Source organism: Skermania sp. ID1734 (assembly GCF_007489285.1).
In the GTDB taxonomy this organism is placed as follows: Bacteria; Actinomycetota; Actinomycetes; order Mycobacteriales; family Mycobacteriaceae; genus ID1734.
The window spans coordinates 93,474-108,750 of record NZ_VLIY01000004.1 but is presented as its reverse complement, the minus strand read 5'-3'; the positions used below and the strand labels follow the sequence as shown (position 1 = coordinate 108,750).

At 65.9% G+C, this 15,277-nt stretch carries 16 protein-coding genes, 1 tRNA gene and 1 other RNA gene; 8 read left to right on the top strand and 10 right to left on the bottom strand.

Features of this window, described 5'->3' with window-relative positions:
- Window positions 1-22: 22 nt before the first annotated feature.
- Window positions 23-496 carry a carboxymuconolactone decarboxylase family protein gene (locus FOS14_RS06390; protein ID WP_143769626.1) on the top strand — a complete coding sequence of 158 codons (474 nt, stop codon included), beginning with the start codon at window positions 23-25 and terminating at the stop codon, window positions 494-496.
- On the opposite strand, the gene FOS14_RS06385 is transcribed toward FOS14_RS06390, so the two are convergent.
- The 6 genes from FOS14_RS06385 to FOS14_RS06360 all read right to left on the bottom strand — a co-directional run bounded on the left by FOS14_RS06385 (window position 493) and on the right by FOS14_RS06360 (window position 4,200).
- Window positions 493-1,230: a queuosine precursor transporter gene (locus tag FOS14_RS06385; protein ID WP_370512182.1), complete on the bottom strand. Its 738-nt coding sequence runs from the start codon at window positions 1,228-1,230 to the stop codon at window positions 493-495. The genes FOS14_RS06390 and FOS14_RS06385 overlap by 4 nt on opposite strands.
- 5 nt (window positions 1,231-1,235) lie before the next feature.
- A complete protein-coding gene (locus FOS14_RS06380; RefSeq protein WP_143769450.1) occupies window positions 1,236-1,682 on the bottom strand; it encodes a DUF4190 domain-containing protein in 447 nt (148 codons plus the stop codon).
- Window positions 1,683-1,720: 38 nt separating this feature from the next.
- Window positions 1,721-2,620 carry a tRNA glutamyl-Q(34) synthetase GluQRS gene (gluQRS, locus tag FOS14_RS06375; RefSeq protein ID WP_143769449.1) on the bottom strand — a complete coding sequence of 300 codons (900 nt, stop codon included), beginning with the start codon at window positions 2,618-2,620 and terminating at the stop codon, window positions 1,721-1,723.
- Window positions 2,613-3,095, bottom strand: coding sequence for a DUF309 domain-containing protein (locus FOS14_RS06370; protein WP_143769448.1), 483 nt, complete (start codon window positions 3,093-3,095; stop codon window positions 2,613-2,615). The genes gluQRS and FOS14_RS06370 overlap by 8 nt, the downstream gene beginning before the upstream one ends.
- A 70-nt stretch (window positions 3,096-3,165) precedes the next feature.
- On the bottom strand, window positions 3,166-3,819 hold the full coding sequence (locus FOS14_RS06365; RefSeq protein WP_143769447.1) for a hypothetical protein: 654 nt from the start codon (window positions 3,817-3,819) through the stop codon (window positions 3,166-3,168).
- Between the two features lie 293 nt (window positions 3,820-4,112).
- A tRNA-Ser gene (locus tag FOS14_RS06360) sits at window positions 4,113-4,200 on the bottom strand.
- A gap of 133 nt (window positions 4,201-4,333) precedes the next feature.
- Here FOS14_RS06360 and ffs point away from each other — a divergent pair.
- The 4 genes from ffs (at window position 4,334) to FOS14_RS06345 (ending at window position 6,553) form a co-directional block, all read left to right on the top strand.
- Window positions 4,334-4,428, top strand: an RNA gene (gene ffs, locus FOS14_RS06355) — signal recognition particle sRNA small type.
- A 47-nt stretch (window positions 4,429-4,475) separates the two neighbouring features.
- Window positions 4,476-5,780 carry an aminotransferase class I/II-fold pyridoxal phosphate-dependent enzyme gene (locus FOS14_RS06350; RefSeq protein WP_143769446.1) on the top strand — a complete coding sequence of 435 codons (1,305 nt, stop codon included), beginning with the start codon at window positions 4,476-4,478 and terminating at the stop codon, window positions 5,778-5,780.
- Window positions 5,781-5,813: 33 nt separating this feature from the next.
- Window positions 5,814-5,975: a hypothetical protein gene (locus tag FOS14_RS24630; protein WP_185981642.1), complete on the top strand. Its 162-nt coding sequence runs from the start codon at window positions 5,814-5,816 to the stop codon at window positions 5,973-5,975.
- An 8-nt stretch (window positions 5,976-5,983) separates the two neighbouring features.
- On the top strand, window positions 5,984-6,553 hold the full coding sequence (locus FOS14_RS06345) for an HhH-GPD-type base excision DNA repair protein (RefSeq protein WP_143769445.1): 570 nt from the start codon (window positions 5,984-5,986) through the stop codon (window positions 6,551-6,553).
- Here the strand turns inward: FOS14_RS06345 and FOS14_RS06340 are convergent.
- The 3 genes from FOS14_RS06340 to FOS14_RS06330 all read right to left on the bottom strand — a co-directional run bounded on the left by FOS14_RS06340 (window position 6,550) and on the right by FOS14_RS06330 (window position 10,911).
- On the bottom strand, window positions 6,550-7,239 hold the full coding sequence (locus tag FOS14_RS06340; RefSeq protein ID WP_143769444.1) for a TetR/AcrR family transcriptional regulator: 690 nt from the start codon (window positions 7,237-7,239) through the stop codon (window positions 6,550-6,552). The two genes, FOS14_RS06345 and FOS14_RS06340, sit on opposite strands and share 4 nt — an antisense overlap.
- The gene (locus tag FOS14_RS06335) at window positions 7,236-9,527 is read right to left on the bottom strand and encodes an MMPL family transporter (RefSeq protein ID WP_143769443.1); all 2,292 of its coding nucleotides are present in this window, start codon (window positions 9,525-9,527) and stop codon (window positions 7,236-7,238) included. Before FOS14_RS06335 ends, FOS14_RS06340 begins: the two co-directional genes overlap by 4 nt.
- A gap of 70 nt (window positions 9,528-9,597) precedes the next feature.
- A complete protein-coding gene (locus tag FOS14_RS06330) occupies window positions 9,598-10,911 on the bottom strand; it encodes an ammonium transporter (protein WP_143769442.1) in 1,314 nt (437 codons plus the stop codon).
- Between the two features lie 160 nt (window positions 10,912-11,071).
- On the opposite strand from FOS14_RS06330, the gene FOS14_RS06325 reads away from it, so the two are divergent.
- The 3 genes from FOS14_RS06325 to FOS14_RS06320 all read left to right on the top strand — a co-directional run bounded on the left by FOS14_RS06325 (window position 11,072) and on the right by FOS14_RS06320 (window position 13,423).
- On the top strand, window positions 11,072-11,263 hold the full coding sequence (locus FOS14_RS06325; RefSeq protein ID WP_143769441.1) for a hypothetical protein: 192 nt from the start codon (window positions 11,072-11,074) through the stop codon (window positions 11,261-11,263).
- Window positions 11,260-11,433 (top strand): hypothetical protein, encoded by a 174-nt coding sequence (locus tag FOS14_RS24625; protein ID WP_185981641.1) that lies wholly within the window; start codon window positions 11,260-11,262, stop codon window positions 11,431-11,433. Before FOS14_RS06325 ends, FOS14_RS24625 begins: the two co-directional genes overlap by 4 nt.
- Before the next feature lie 67 nt (window positions 11,434-11,500).
- Complete coding sequence (locus FOS14_RS06320) at window positions 11,501-13,423, top strand: DNA polymerase III subunits gamma/tau (RefSeq protein WP_143769440.1); 1,923 nt, start codon at window positions 11,501-11,503, stop codon at window positions 13,421-13,423.
- A gap of 73 nt (window positions 13,424-13,496) precedes the next feature.
- Here the strand turns inward: FOS14_RS06320 and FOS14_RS06315 are convergent, their stop codons facing one another.
- Entirely contained in the window at window positions 13,497-15,029 is a 1,533-nt protein-coding gene (locus FOS14_RS06315) for an adenylate/guanylate cyclase domain-containing protein (protein WP_255450110.1), read from the bottom strand.
- Window positions 15,030-15,277 lie beyond the last annotated feature (248 nt).

The window sequence follows — 15,277 nt, the reverse complement described above, 5'->3', positions numbered from 1 at the left end:
GCCGAATCAGAAAGGGACCGTGATGGAACCGCGTTTCGCAATGTATGGAAATGAACTCGCAATGAAGTTCGTCAAGCGGATCAACAGCGCCGCCGCCGTCATCGACGATTCGTCGCTGCCGCGGTCCACCGCGGAATTGGTGCGGTTGCGGGCCAGCCAGATCAACGGCTGCGGCTTCTGCACGGACATGCACACCAAGGACGCCTTGCACGCCGGCGAAAGCCAAACCCGCCTCAACCTCGTTGCGGCCTGGCGAGAGGCGACGGTGTTCACCGAGGCCGAACGCGCCGCACTCGCTTTAGCGGAGGAGGGCACCCGGATCGCGGATGCGGCGGGTGGCGTCAGCGACGACACGTGGGCGCAGGTGACCAAGCATTACGACGACGATCAGATCGTGGCACTGATTTCGACCGTCGCCATGATCAACCTGTACAACCGGCTCAACGTGATCGCGCGGACTCCGGCAGGCGACTACCAGCCGGGTCAGTTCGGTTAAGCGTAGGTGGGTTCGCGCTTCTTGATGTAGGCGATGACGCGGTAGGTGATTGGCATGACGACGACCTCGACGAGCGTCTTCCACACGAAACCGACGATCACATAGTTGATGAAGTCGGGCCACGTCGTGATGCCGATCGCCCCCGCGGCGATGGAACAGAAGATCAGCGTGTCCGCGAACTCGCCGACGATTGTCGACCCGATCAGCCGAGCCCACAGATGCTTCTCCTTGGTGCGTTCCTTGATCAGCACCAGCACCTTGGAGTTCAGCAACTGCCCGATGAAGTACGCGGTGAGGCCGGCGATCACCAGCCGCGGGACCACGCCGACCACCGTGTGGAAGGACTGTTGGTTCGCGTAGAAAGCCGCCGGCGGCAGTTCGGTGGCGATCCAGAAGCAGAACGACGCCAGCACCAGGGCGCCGAAGCCGAGGTAGATGGCTCGCCTGGTCGCGCGGAAGCCGTACACCTCGCTCAACACGTCGCCGCAGACGTAGGCGAGGGGGAATAGAAAGAATGCGCCGTCGGTGTTGATCGGCAGTATCTGCAGCGGGCCGAGTGTCAGGTCGTGACCGCCCAGGAAAGCGACGCCCTTGGTGGCGCACACGTTCGAGATGATGAGCGTGGCGGTGAACACGGCCACGATCGTGGGGTAATAACTGCTGGTGACGTGCGCATAGGCGGTGTGATCAGCGGGGACGTGCTGTTCGTGCGTCTTGACCGGTTGTTCGGGCACCGACGTCATGTGTATCGGTAGGGTGCGTCGCCGTTGCTGGAGGCGACGATCAGGGCCACAACCCACACCACGCAGATGATCAGGCCGAGGATGGAGAGCACCAAGCCGGCGATGGCCAGGCCCTTGGGCTCACGACGGATTCCGATCGCGGAGAGCACCAGTCCCGGCAGCACCAGGATCCAGGCGAGAAACCCGAAGGGGATCGACGCGAGGAAACCGAGGAGGCCCACGACGAAGCCGGCGGTCCCGAGGCCGTTGCTCTGCTGAATCGGCCCGCCTGGAAAGCCAGGCTGCTGCGGGTACTGGTTCCATTGCGGCGCGCCATAGCCCGGAGTCGGATATGGCGGCTGACCGTACGGCGCCGGACCGGGGCTACCGAAGTTGCCGCCGCTGTACGGGTACCCCGTCGCCGGAGGCTGTTGCGGGTACTCGCCGTACTCCGGTTGCGTCATGTCTGCATGCTAATACGCCTGAGTTGTGCGTTTGGTTCTCACGTCTGCACTACCCAGGGGTCTCGGGGTAGCGCTCGCGGGTCGAAACGGGCGAGCAATTCCTCGACCGTCGGAGATGACCCCGCCGGCGCCAGCCTGAGCGAGGACGCGATGAGCCCGCGCACCTGCGCCGGCGACCGTCCTAGACGCAGTTGGTCGTGCAGTGTCACCGCGCCGTCGCGTTTGGCCAACCGCTGACCGCGTGAGTTCACTGCGAGGGGAACATGCGCGTAGCGGGGCACCGGCAGCCCGAGCAGCGACGCGAGATACGCCTGCCGCGGCGTGCTCGGCAACAAATCGTCGCCACGAACCACCTGGTCGACGCCTTGCGTGGCGTCGTCGACCACGACGGCCAGGTTGTACGCGGGGGTGCCGTCGCCGCGCTGCACCACAAAATCGTCGACGAGCCCGGTGTAGCTGCCGTGCACTTCGTCATCGATCGTGAAGGTTGTTGTCTGGGTGAGCAGGCGAAGTGCGGGTGGCCGGTCAGCCCGACTGCGGCGTTCGGCGCGCTCGGCATCAGTGAGATTTCGGCAGGTGCCCGGGTATGCGCCCTGTGGCGCGTGCGGGGCGGTTACTGCCTGCTGTATTTCTTTTCTGGAGCAATAGCATTCGTAGACCAGGGCGTTGTCGCGTAATCGCTCCACCGTCTTGGCGTACAACGGTTTTCGGCCTGACTGCCAGGCGACCTCGTCATCCCAGGTTACCCCGATGGCGCTGAGGTCATCGAGTTGGCGTTGTGCGGCGCCCCGACGAACCCGGTCGAGGTCCTCCATGCGCAACAGGAAACTGCGACCGGTCGAACGGGCAAAGAGCCAGGCCAGCAACGCAGTTCGTAGGTTGCCCAGGTGTAGATCGCCCGATGGCGTGGGTGCGAACCGGCCAGCGCCGCTAGGCATCTGTGCAGACCAGCTGCGGTCGCAGTGATAGAGCCGCGAGCGGGGCGTTGGAATCGAGTTGCCGCAGTAACTCATGGGCGAATTCGGTGAGCCCGGCCAGATCGGTGCCGTAGGGTCCGGGACGCGGATAGTCAGCCAGGCGGGCTATCGCCCGCAGCAGGAGGGTGCGCGCGCCCTTGGGATTTCCGCGCTGAATATGTGTGATGCCCACGGCCAGTTGAGCGAGGCCTTGCCACAGCATGCGCTCGGAGTCGGGACAGCTCTTCCAGGCTGCCTCCAGCACCTCATGGGCATTGAAGGCAAGCCCGGAATCGAGCAGTTCTTGGGCATACTCCAGCGTGCTTGTCGGCGGTAAATTCAGGTCGTCCGGGATTCGCTCGACACCTTCTGAACCCATCGGCAACGGCCGGCCCCGCGCGTCCCGCGGCCGTGCATTGCGTGCCCTGCCTTCGTCGTCACGGTCGCGCGTCGCCACGCAGCCATGATTGCGCATCAAAAGGCCAACGGCCCAACCGGAAGTCCCGGTCGGGCCGTTGGCTTGGGAATTACTTGCTCGCCGGCGGCGGGGTGAACGGCTTGATGTGCGCCTGGTAGACGTAGTTGCCGAGCGCGACAGCGGCCGTCGGGGCACCGACCACCACGGCTCCGCCGAGCGCGCCGATCGGAGCCATCAAGGCAGCACCGGCGATGCAGCCACCGATGGGTCCGCCACCGAGCAGCATTGCCAGCGGCGCGGTTGCGACAGCACCAACGCCCGCACCGAGCACGCAGCCCACCGGGGCGGCGGCGACGGCACCGCCAGCGGCTCCGACCGTCGCGCCGGTGGCGACGGTGTCCTTCATGCGAGTGAATTCCCACTGCTCACGGTCGTTCCAGGTCTTGAAGCGTGGGTCCGGGGCGTCGGCAGGGTTGGTGCCGGGCACGGTGGCAACCGCCGCGGCCTGCTTGACCGCTGGCGCGGCAGCGGGCGCCGGGCTCGGCGCGCCGACCAGGTTGAGGACCGGCTCCAAAACGGTGTTCGGCACCGCGACGGGACCCACCGGAGTGTCAACGTTGGTGGTCTGGTCCGGGCCACCGTTCACAGTCGAGCTGGCAGGAGTGACCGGCGCCGGAGCAGGGGCCGCGTTCGCGGTCGCAGCGGTGGTGCCGATCGCGGCCGCAGTCAACGCTGCAACGGCGGCGTACTTCTTGATCTTCATGGTCGTGTTCCTTCGGTCATCGCCGATCGGGTTGCGACCGGCGCGGTCGTCGTACACCGACCTCTTCGCGGTGAACACAGCGATCGAATACCGGTTCGGTAAACGGACGGTTACCTCATGGGAACGGAAGGGAAAGCGGATATGTACATTCGCTCATCACAGAAATATTGCGCCCGAACGCATTTCGAAACCTTCGGGAAATGTCCGATACGGGCGATTCGCTAACGATAAACGGCAAGGTGGTCATGCAAAAGCCCCCGGCTGCATTTGGGTGCACCGGGGGCTCCTGCGTGTGGCGGAGGATAGGGGATTTGAACCCCTGAGGGCGTTAACCCAACCCGCGTTCCAGGCGAGCGCCATAGGCCACTAGGCGAATCCTCCGCGCTGGAGTCTACCGCAGCTCTGCTGCGGCTCCTCCATCGCTGCGGTTTCGCCTCGTGGCCTTGGCCGCTGTGTTTGTTGGGCCGACAGACACCCGTTCGGCGTGGTGGGCGGTTGCACCGCTACACTCGACTGCGGATCCCGCGCGGCGCGCATCCTGTGAACTCCCCCAGGGCCGGAAGGCAGCAAGGGTCAACGGGCTCTGCCGGGTGCGCGGGGTCCCCTAAATTCCCCGGCTGCCACCCGATCTCCAGTGTCGAAAGGCCGCAACAGTAATGCCAAGCCAGACCCAGATCGGGTTGATGAATCCAGACGAGCTTCGCGCCGAGTTCGAGCGGCAGTCGGCGCGTTACGAGCAGCTCAAGAGCCAGAAGCTGACCCTGGACCTCACACGCGGCAAGCCGTCCCCGGAGCAGCTCGACCTGTCCAATCGCCTGCTGGAGCTCCCCGGCGAGGACGACTACCGCGACGCCAACGGCACCGACTGCCGCAACTACGGCGGGCTCGAAGGCCTGCCCGAGCTTCGCGCGATCTTCGGCGAGCTGCTCGGCATCGGCGTGACCAACTTGATCGCCGCTAACAACGCGAGCCTCGAGTTGATGCACGACCTGGTGGTTTACGGGATGCTCTTCGGCACGCCCGACTCGCCGCGGCCGTGGTCGGCCGAGGAGAACATCAAGTTCCTCTGCCCCAGCCCCGGCTACGACCGGCATTTCGGCATCACCGAATCGTTCGGGGTCGAGATGATCACGGTCGAGATGGGGCCGGAAGGGCCCGACGTGCACGAGGTTGCCGAGCTGGTGGCGGCGGACCCGCAGATCAAAGGCATGTGGGCCGTGCCCAACTACTCCAACCCGACCGGTGCCGTGTACTCCGAGGACGTCGTGCGCGCGCTCGCCTCCATGCCGGCCGCCGCGCCCGACTTCCGACTCTTCTGGGACAACGCCTATGCGGTGCACACCCTGACCGAGACGCCCGCCCCGATCATTGATGTGTTGGATCTGGCGACCGAGGCGGGTTACCCGAACCGCCCGTATGTGTTCGCGTCGACGTCGAAGATCACCTTCGCCGGCGCCGGGGTGAGTTTCCTGGGCAGCTCCACGGCCAACCTGCAGTGGTATCTGAAACATGCGGCCAAGAAGAGCATCGGACCCGACAAGGTCAATCAGCTACGTCACCTGCGGTTTTTCGGCGACGCGGCGGGGGTGCGAGAGCAGATGGCCCGGCACCGCGACATCCTCGCGCCGAAGTTCGCCCTCGTGCACCAGATTCTCGAGGATCGGCTCGGTCCTTCCAAGGTCGCGTCTTGGACCGACCCCAAGGGCGGCTACTTCATCAGTCTCGATGTGCTGGATGGCACCGCGGCCCGGGTAGTGCAGCTGGCCAAGGACGCGGGTGTCGCGTTGACTGCGGCCGGGGCCACCTTCCCATATGGCAAGGACCCCGACGATCGCAACATCCGCATCGCGCCGACGTTCCCGTCGCTGGATGAATTGGCGGCAGCGATCGACGGTCTGGCCACATGTGTGCTGGTAGCGGCCACCGAGAAGTTGTTGACGGTTGATCACCATCGCGCCTAAGGTCGAGCCCTACCCGGCGAGACAGGACTCCTGATGATCTTCGGCATCGACATCGTGAACATCCTCATCCACGGGCTGCCGATGTTGCCCAGCACGCTGATCAACTTTGTGCCGGCAGCATTCCAGTCCGTCGGCGAGTGGGCCACGTGCATTGCGCAGAACGGTGCCACGTCGCCGCTGTGTCAGGGGATGTAGTCGCGACGATGAGTGTCTGTCTTGCGCAGGACCCCACCGCTGACCGCCTGCTCGCCGAAAACCCGGCGGCACTCCTGACCGGAATGCTGCTCGACCAGCAATACCCGATGGAGGCGGCCTTCGGTGGGCCGAAGAAGATCGCCGACCGCATGGGCGGGTTCGACGTGCACGAGATCGCCGCCGCCGATCCGGAGAAGTTCGCCGCTCTCTGTGCGACGCCGCCGGCGATTCACCGCTACCCGGGATCGATGGCCAAGCGTATTCAAGCGCTGTGTGCATACTTGATCGAGCACTACGACGGACACGCGCAGGCGCTGTGGACGAGCGGCGACCCCGACGGGGCCGAAATTCTACGGCGACTCAAGGCGCTGCCCGGGTTCGGTGACCAGAAGGCGCGCATCTTTCTTGCCCTGCTGGGCAAGCAGTTCGGGTTGCAGGCCCCCGGTTGGCGGGAGGCCGCCGGAGCCTACGGCGATGCGGGTTCGCATCGCTCGGTGGCCGATGTTGTCGACGCCGAAAGTCTCGCGGCCGTGCGCGAATTCAAGAAGAAAGCGAAGGCTGCCGCAAAGAAGGCTTAATTGCCGCGCTGGCCTTGCAGCCAGGACACAAACTCGCGAGGCTCGGGTTCCCCGAGCGCGTCGCTGATCGCTTGTCCTATGCACGCGGCGCGCAGCACCCGATCGGCAAACTCGTCGGGATCGCCCCATGGCAGATACGGCTTGGCGACCATCAATGCCGCGACTCCGTGCGCCGCCGCCCACAGCTCGAGTGCCAGTTGCACTGGATCGCTTCCCGGCAGGAATAAACCTTCACCGATGCAGGCTTCGATTCCGGCCAAGAAGTGATGAAACGCGGTGGTGCCCAACACATCGTCGACGGATCGGCGCGACTCGGAGGCCAGCATTGTCGCCAGCCGGTACTGCTCGGGATGGGTGCGTGCGAACCGGACATAGGCCAGTCCCTGGGCACGCAAGCTGTCGATCGCCGATTCCGCTTCGCTTGCCGCACGCTGCATTTCATTGTCGAGGTCGGTGAAGACCTCGCTGACGACCGCATCGACCAAGGCGTCCTTATCGGCGAAGTGTCGGTAGATCGATGGGGCACTGACGCCGACGAGATCGGCCACGGATCGGATGGACACCCCGGCGACGTTTCCGGTCTCGGCGAGCAAGCGCCTTGCCGCCGTGAGGATTTCGTCGCGGAGTTGATCGCCGAGCCCGCGGGGGGAGCGTTTGCGCTGGGTCGGTTGAGAATAGTTGCTCATGGCGTGCGGTCCCCGACGAGTTGTTCGTGCGGTTCGATCGTTTCGGGCATGGCCTGCCTCGCAGACCGCGGCACCTCTTCAAGGCCGATCCGGCTGTGCAAGCGTTGCAAGGGTTTCGGCGCCCACCAGTTGAAGCGGCCCATGAGCTGCATCAGCGCCGGGACCAGCATGCCGCGTACCAAGGTCGCGTCGGCAAGTACGGTCAGCGTCAGCCCGAGACCGAAGAGCTGCACGAACGACACCTTGGAACTGGTCATCGTGAAGAAGACCACCGCCATCAGTGCGGCCGCGGCCGTGATGATGCGCCCGGTGCGCGCCAATCCCACTGCTACCGCATGGGTGTTGGCGCCGGCCGTACGATCCGAGGCCAGCCATTCCTCGCGCATCCGCGAGAGCAGGAAGACCTCGTAGTCCATCGACATGCCGAAGGCCACGCAGAACATCAGAATCGGCATCGTCGGAATCAGGTAACCGGTGGCGGTGAATCCAAGGACACTCGATAGATGGCCTTCTTGGAAGATCCAGACCATCGCACCGAACGCCGCCGTCAATGAAAGCGTATTGAGCACAAGCGCTTTGAGGGGAAGCACAATGCTGCCGGTGAACAGGAACAGAATGACGAAGCTCGCCAGCGCGATGAGGCCGAGCGCCACCGGCAGTCGATCGCCGAGCACACTGAGGGCGTCGGCGTTGAGCGCGGCCGCCCCGGTGAACAGTGCGGTCCCAGGACCCTTTACCGCGCGGAGATTGGAGACCTGAGCGGTACCTGCGGGGGAGTACGGATCGACCTCGCTGCCGACAGCGAGGGTGGTTCCGGCAGGCTCCCCGAGGTCCGGCTGCCCCGGCGCCACCAACACGCCGTTGGCGTACACGCCGGCGGCCGAAACGACCCCGGTGACGTTGTCCACACGCGACAGCTCCGCCGCATAGGTGCCGAGCGCTGCCTTGTTTTCCGGCGTATCGACGTGGAAGCCGGGCATCACCGCAACGACAGTGGCCGTGAGGTTCTGGGTGAAGTCGGCCCGCATGATGTCGCCAACCTGACGGCTCGGCGCGGCCTCGGTCATCACCCGGTCGTCGGGATACCCGAAGCGCGCGTGCAGGAACGGCAGGCCGACGAATATCAGCAACAGCGTGACCGCGATGGCGACCGGAACGGCTCGGCGCATGATGGTGGTGGTGAACCGGTACCAGCGCGTCTGCTCGAGCGGCTGTGGTCCGGCCGGTTCCGGCCGTCGCAGCCAGCGCCGCAACGGGATCCGTACGTCGAGCGAGTTGACGCGCGCGCCGAGCAGCACCAGTGCCGCCGGCAGAATCACGATCGATGCCAATGCTGCCGCGGTGACCACCGCGAGCCCGGCGTAGGCGAAGGACTTCAAGAAGTACACCGGGAACACCGCAAGCGTCGCCAGCGACAAGGCGACGGTCAGTGCGCTGAACAGCACTGTGCGCCCGGCGGTTTGCACGGCGCGCACCACGGCGCGGGAGGGGTCGAGCCCGGCGGCCAATTCCTCCCGGTAGCGGCTGACGATGAACAGGCTGTAGTCGATGGCGAGCGCCAAGCCCATGGCCGTGGTCATGTTGAGCGCGTAGATCGACACGTCGGTGGCCATGGTGAGCGCGCGCAGGATGGCAAAGGTCGACACGATCGCGAAGATCCCGGTGACCAGCGGTAGTAGCGCCGCGATGACGCTGCCGAACACCCAGATCAGTAACAGGCCGGTGATCGGAATGGCGATGGCCTCGGCAATCATCAGGTCGTGGGTGATCTGCTGATTGATCTCGTGGAATCCGACGGTGATGCCGCCCGCCCGCACCGTAATGCCGTCTTTGGTGCCGGTGAGATTCGACGTGATCGCCGCGGCCAGATTGGGTGCGTCCGTGTCATCACCCGCAGCGACCGCGGTAACCGCGGCTTGCTTGCCGTCCTTACCCTTCAGCATGGCGGCCGTGATCGGTGAAGACGTCCAGTACGACTCGACTTTCGAGATGCCCGCGCTCTTGCGCAACTCGTCGACCAGGTGTTCGCCCACAGCGCGTGCGGCTGGGGTGTCGACGCCGTTGGGGGCACTGACCAGCAGGATGAGGTTCGGCTGGGCGCCGTTGAAGTCGCGGGTGAGCAAATCGCCGGCTTTGGTCGACTCCGCGTCGGGTGGGATGAATCCGCCAGCGCGCAGATGCGCGGGAGCCGATGCGCCGAAGGCGGCGGCCAGCACCGCAAAGATAAAGGCCGCGAGCATAATCGCACGCGGCCTGCGCACCACGAGGTGGGCGATCTTGGTAAGCACGGGCTGCCCCTCCCAGTCCGGGTAACCGCGTTATGTTAACGCCGTTAGCCCGGCGAGGCAATAGCTGCAGTTAGCTGCGTTCCTCGGCTCGGGCATGTTCGCCGAGGATCGGGTGGTGCCCGAGCTGGCCCGGCCGGCGCGGCAAGTGCCCGTGTACGCCTTCAGAGTATGCGGTCTCGGCGTGCTGGGCGAAGTCGATGCCAGAGGTCTCGTCCTCGGCGCTCACCCGGAACCCGATGAGGCGATCGACCAGTTTGCCCAGCACGTAGGAGACGATGAAGGCGTAGCCGGCGACCACGATCACGGCCAGCGCCTGCTTACCGAGCTGGGCAAGACCGCCGCCGAAGAACAGCCCCTGCGGGCCGGCCGTCATCACCTTCGCGGCCAACAGGCCGATCAGCAGCACGCCGATGATGCCGCCGACAAAGTGCACGCCGACGACGTCGAGCGAGTCGTCGTAGCCGAACTTGAACTTCCAGCCGACGGCAAACGAGCAGATCATCCCAGCTGCGAGCCCGACGACGAGCGCGCCGAGAGTGTTCACCGTGCCGCACGACGGTGTGATCGCGACCAGGCCCGCCACCACACCGGATGCCGCGCCAAAGGTTGTCGCGTGCCCGTCGCGCGCCTGCTCGACCACGAGCCAGCCGAGCATGCCCAGGCACCCGGCGACCAGCGTGTTGAGGAAGATCGCCGACGCGGTGCCGTTGGCGGCGAGCGCGGAGCCGGCGTTGAAGCCGAACCAGCCGAACCACAGCAAGCCGACGCCGAGCAGCACGAAGGGCAGGTTGTGCGGACGCATTGCCTCGGATTTGAACCCGATGCGCGGGCCGAGCACCAGGGCCAGTGCCAGCGCGGACGCGCCCGAGACGATCTCGACGACCAGGCCGCCGGCGTAGTCGAGGACGCCGAGGTCGTGCAGCCACCCACCCGGGCCCCAGACCCAGTGCGCGACCACCGAGTAGACGAGGATCGCCCACACCGGCACGAACACCATCCAGGCGGCGAACTTGGCGCGGTCGGCGATGGCGCCGCTGACCAGCGCCGCGGTGATGATCGCGAAGGTCAGCTGAAAGGTGGCGAACAGAATCTCGGGCACCGTCCCGTGCGTGGTACTCGGGTCGATACCGGCCATGCCGAAGTGCGCGAGGTTGCCGATGATGCCGTCGCCGGCGTCGTTGGAAAACGCCAGCGTGTAGCCCAAGAGCAACCAGGCGACGGTGACCAGCGGGATCGAGATGAAGCTCATCATGATCATGTTCAGCACGCCGGTGGTTCGCACCATCCCGCCATAGAAGATGGCCAGTCCAGGGGTCATGAGTAGGACGAGTGCGGTGCTGGCCAGCAGCCAGGCGGTGGCGGCCGGATCGATCCCGTGCGGCATTGTCTCTCCTTCATGCCCGCTCGGCAGTTGTCGGATCGAGAATGTCCGGATGGCGTTTCGGCTCGACTGCCATCGTGTTTCCGGCGTGTTTCGTATTTCGGTGAGGTTGCCGAAATCTCACGTTCCCCGCGCCGGGTCCGCAGGGTTACGGCCGGTGCCGATGGGTACGCAGTCGGTCATGGAACGCGGCAACACCAAGCACGGGCCACTGCACGACGACGAACTGGCCGCCGAACTTTCCGGGCAACTCGGCCAGAGTGCGGGTCACCGCGAGGAGTGGCGGGATCCGGAGCCGCCCGCGGACGACGACCCGGATTTACAGACGAGCATTCGGCGCGAGGAGCAAAGGTGAGCGGCAAACCGCGTCCGGAATCGGACGTCACCGACGACGAGCATGTGGCGACCTCCAAGGAAAGCGGTGAGTCGGAGGACCCCACCGGCAGCCACGTCGGACGGGTCGGATCCGACGACGCGATCGATGAACAAGAAAGCGGTGCTGAAGCCCGCGCTCAACGGAGCTGAGCAAGCCCGCGCCTGTCAGGTTCGAGGCGCGCCGGGGCGTGTCGGTAGCCGTCGGTAGGCTCGCGATGTGGCGCTGTACCGGAAGTATCGACCGGCATCCTTTGCCGAAGTGGTGGGTCAGGAACATGTCACTGAGCCGCTGAGTAACGCGCTCGATGCTGGCCGGATCAACCATGCCTACTTGTTTTCCGGCCCTCGCGGCTGCGGCAAGACGTCCTCGGCACGAATCCTGGCGCGATCGCTGAACTGCGCCCAGGGCCCGACGTCCACCCCGTGTGGTACCTGCGCGTCCTGCGTCGCCTTGGGACCCGGCGGCCCCGGAAATCTCGATGTCATCGAACTCGACGCGGCCAGCCACGGTGGCGTCGACGATACCCGTGAGCTGCGTGATCGAGCGTTCTATGCGCCGGCGGAATCGCGCTACCGGGTGTTCATCGTCGATGAGGCCCACATGGTGACCACCGCCGGCTTCAACGCGCTGCTCAAGATCGTCGAAGAGCCGCCCGAACATCTGATCTTCGTGTTCGCCACCACCGAGCCGGACAAGGTGCTGGCCACCATCAAGTCCCGGACGCACCACTATCCCTTCCGGCTGTTGCCGCCCCCGACCATGCGCGGGTTGCTTGAGCGCATCTGCGCCGAAGAGCGGGTGACCGTCGAGGATGCGGTGTTTCCGCTGGTAATCCGGGCCGGCGGCGGCTCGCCACGGGACACCCTGAGCGTGCTCGATCAGCTCTTGGCCGGTGCCGGTGAACAGGGGGTCACCTATGGCCGGGCGTCGGCGCTGCTCGGCGTCACCGATGTGGCGTTGATCGATCAGGCCGTGGACGCGCTGGCCGTCAGCGACGGTGCCGCGCTGTTCGAGACCGTCGACAAGGTGATGGGTGCCGGCCACGATCCGCGTCGCTTCGCGGTTGACCTGCTGGACCGGCTGCGGGATCTGATTCTGTTGCGTGCGGTCCCCGACGCGGGTGAGCGCGGGCTGGTCGAAGCACCGGGCGATGTATTGGAACGGATGCGCGATGAGGCCGGGCGGATCGGTCCGGCCACGCTCGCCCGCTATGCCGAGCTTGTGCACGAGGGCATCGGTGAAATGCGCGGTGCCACGGCACCCCGGCTGCTGCTGGAAGTGACGTGTGCGCGGATGCTGCTGCCCTCGGTGTCAGAGGCCGAGTCTGCGGCGCTGCAGCGGCTCGAGCGGCTGGAGCGCCGCCTCGACGTCACCCGACCGGCCGCCGAACAGGCGAGTCCGGCTGTCGAACTCCCGGAACGAGTCGCAGAGCCTGCTCCGGCGGTGGCCGCCGACGCGGCGCCCAAGTATGTCCGCCCGACGCAGCGGACGGAGGTCACGACGCCACCGCCGACCACGGATCCGGAGCCCGAACCCGTAGCTGCGGCCGAACCGGCGGCGGAGCCCGCAGCCGCAGCCGCGCCCGCCGGTCAACCCGATGCAGCCGCCGTTCGTGCGGTGTGGTCGGAGGTTCGCGCCAAGGTTCGCGACCGCAGCCGCACGGTGGAGGTCATGCTGTCCGGCGCGCAGGTGGCCGCGGTGGCGGATGGGTCAATCGTGTTGTCGCACGAGTCCGGTCCACTGGCCAAGCGACTGGTGGAGCCACGTAATGCCGAGGTGATTCGGGATGCGTTGCGCGACCTCTTCGGCGTCGATTGGGAAGTCCGGTGCCAGACGGGCTCGTCGGCAGTCGCGGCGCCAGCTCCCCGCAAGGCGCCACCCCGACAGGCCGCCAAGGAAGGTCCGCCGAAGTTCTCCCGTCCGAGCCGGGCGGCAGCGCGCGAGGATGATCCGCCACCTCCCGAAGCGCCGGACTACCCGGATGATCCGGGTCCCGCGCCCGCTGTCGTCACCCCCGAGGACGAGGAAGAAATGCTCGCCGAGGCGGCGAACCCGGTGCCGCAAGCCGACCGTCGGGATCCCGACGATGTTGCGCTCGAGTTGCTGCAGAACGAGTTGGGGGCGCGGCGAATCGATTGAGGCTCGGCCCCCGACCGTGAGCTGTGCGTGATTTTTCACCGCCCGCGGTGAAAAATCACGCACAAACCAGGCTTCAGCGCCCGAGCAACCGAGCGGAACTAGCCGCAGCCTCGACCGGTTCAGCCAGCACCGTGCGCGATCTGCGCCCGCGCAAGATCGTGCGGCCACGACGCTTCCAATGCTCGGCCTCGCTGCGATCGGCCATCATGACGGCCTGGTGGGCAGCCAGAATCCGTCCCGGCCGGGCCTTGGCAAGTTCGGTCAGCCGGGCAGCCTCGTTCACCGGGTCACCGATCACGGTGTATTCGTAGCGGTGCTCGGCCCCGATGTCACCGGCGAATACCGACCCGTACGACACCCCGATGCCGAAGTCGACCGATTCCAGCGAACGCAGTGCGGAGCGGAGTTCTCGCGCGGTCGCGAGCGCGGCACCCGCCGGATCCGGGTTGGCCACCGGCGCACCGAAGATGGCCAGTGCCGCGTCGCCGTTGAACTTGTTGATCAGGCCCTGGTGGTTGTCGACGGCCGTGACGACGATCCGGAAGAAGTCGTTGAGCAGGGCGGCGACCTCGGTGGGCGGGTGGGTATCGGCGAACGCAGTCGACCCGGTCAAGTCGATAAAGAGCACGGCCACTTGCCGCACATCGCCGCCGAGCGACTCGTCGCGTTCCATCGCCCGACTGGCCACGTGATGCCCGACGTGCCGGTTGAACAGGTCTCGCAACCGCTCGCGTTCCGCGATGCCCGCCACCATGCTGTTGAATCCCATTTGCAGGCGACCGATTTCCGAGAGGTCGTGGACGCCGACGCTCACGTCCGTGCGGCCTCGTTCCACCTCGCCCATCGCCCGGCCGACCTGGCGCACAGGCTCGGACACCGACCGGGCGACCAGGACGGTTCCCCACAGCCCGGCGATAATCGCCGTGACGGCAAGGATCAGGATCGGCGCGTTGATCGGCGTGTCCGCGCGCACGACCCAGTGCAGGTAGCGATCGACGATAATCGCGACGATCGCCGTCACCGGGATCGCCGTGCACAACAGCCAAGTGATGACGAGGCGCTGCGTCACACCGAGCGCGCGTCGCTGCGGCGGGGTCGTCGTCATCGCGGCCGCGATCACCGGTCGCAGCGTTGCCTCGGTGACCAGATACCCCAGGCAGGACATCGCGGCGCCGCCGAAGACGACGGCCAGGGCGATGAGTGCAATGTTTCGTCCGTCACCGCCGAGGTTCATGGCGATGAAAATCGCACCGCAGGCGACCCAGAGCCCGACATGCACCAGGGTCTGCCGGGTGGCCATGTCGAGGACCTCGCGACGCTGCACGTCCGTCGGTTCTTCGCCACGCGAGTACCAGCGCAACGCCGGCCAGACGAACTTCGTGGTGCACAGGTTCGCGATGGCCAGGCTGATCAGCAACAGCACGGTGAGGGTGACGGCATTGCGCAGTGTCACCAGGCTCTGGGCGCCCGGAGCGGAACTGCGTCCCAACAGAACGACGATCAGAAACAGTTCGGCCGCACCCACGCCGTAGGCCACCACGAGGCCCGCGGAATATCGCATGCGCAGCACCACTGCTGTGCGCATCCAATCCCGGGGCGGCGGCATGGGTATTAAGGTACGCCGACCGGGCTCTTTCATTCTCACCGTGAGGTTGATAAGTTAACCGGCATTCGCATACTGTGTTGAAGTAGACACGGGCGTATCTGGGTCGATGAGGATGCTGGTTCTATGGTAGGGGTAGTCGAGGCGTAGTCTTTCGCTGACGCCCACGTTTATACAGCGTCAGGGCTGATAACCAGCGCCGGACACGTAAGAAACGCGCTCCCATGCAAAGAAGCATGGCAGCACATATG

Coding starts and splice junctions, on each gene's coding strand:
- FOS14_RS24630 (WP_185981642.1), top strand. CDS start 5,814: ATGATCTTCGGCATCGACATCGTGAACATCCTCATCCACGGGCTGCCG.
- FOS14_RS06380 (WP_143769450.1), bottom strand. CDS start 1,682: ATGACGCAACCGGAGTACGGCGAGTACCCGCAACAGCCTCCGGCGACG.
- FOS14_RS06325 (WP_143769441.1), top strand. CDS start 11,072: ATGGGTACGCAGTCGGTCATGGAACGCGGCAACACCAAGCACGGGCCA.
- FOS14_RS06340 (WP_143769444.1), bottom strand. CDS start 7,239: ATGAGCAACTATTCTCAACCGACCCAGCGCAAACGCTCCCCCCGCGGG.
- FOS14_RS06365 (WP_143769447.1), bottom strand. CDS start 3,819: ATGAAGATCAAGAAGTACGCCGCCGTTGCAGCGTTGACTGCGGCCGCG.
- FOS14_RS06390 (WP_143769626.1), top strand. CDS start 23: ATGGAACCGCGTTTCGCAATGTATGGAAATGAACTCGCAATGAAGTTC.
- FOS14_RS06345 (WP_143769445.1), top strand. CDS start 5,984: ATGAGTGTCTGTCTTGCGCAGGACCCCACCGCTGACCGCCTGCTCGCC.
- FOS14_RS06330 (WP_143769442.1), bottom strand. CDS start 10,911: ATGCCGCACGGGATCGATCCGGCCGCCACCGCCTGGCTGCTGGCCAGC.
- gluQRS (WP_143769449.1), bottom strand. CDS start 2,620: ATGCCTAGCGGCGCTGGCCGGTTCGCACCCACGCCATCGGGCGATCTA.
- FOS14_RS06315 (WP_255450110.1), bottom strand. CDS start 15,029: ATGCCGCCGCCCCGGGATTGGATGCGCACAGCAGTGGTGCTGCGCATG.
- FOS14_RS06350 (WP_143769446.1), top strand. CDS start 4,476: ATGCCAAGCCAGACCCAGATCGGGTTGATGAATCCAGACGAGCTTCGC.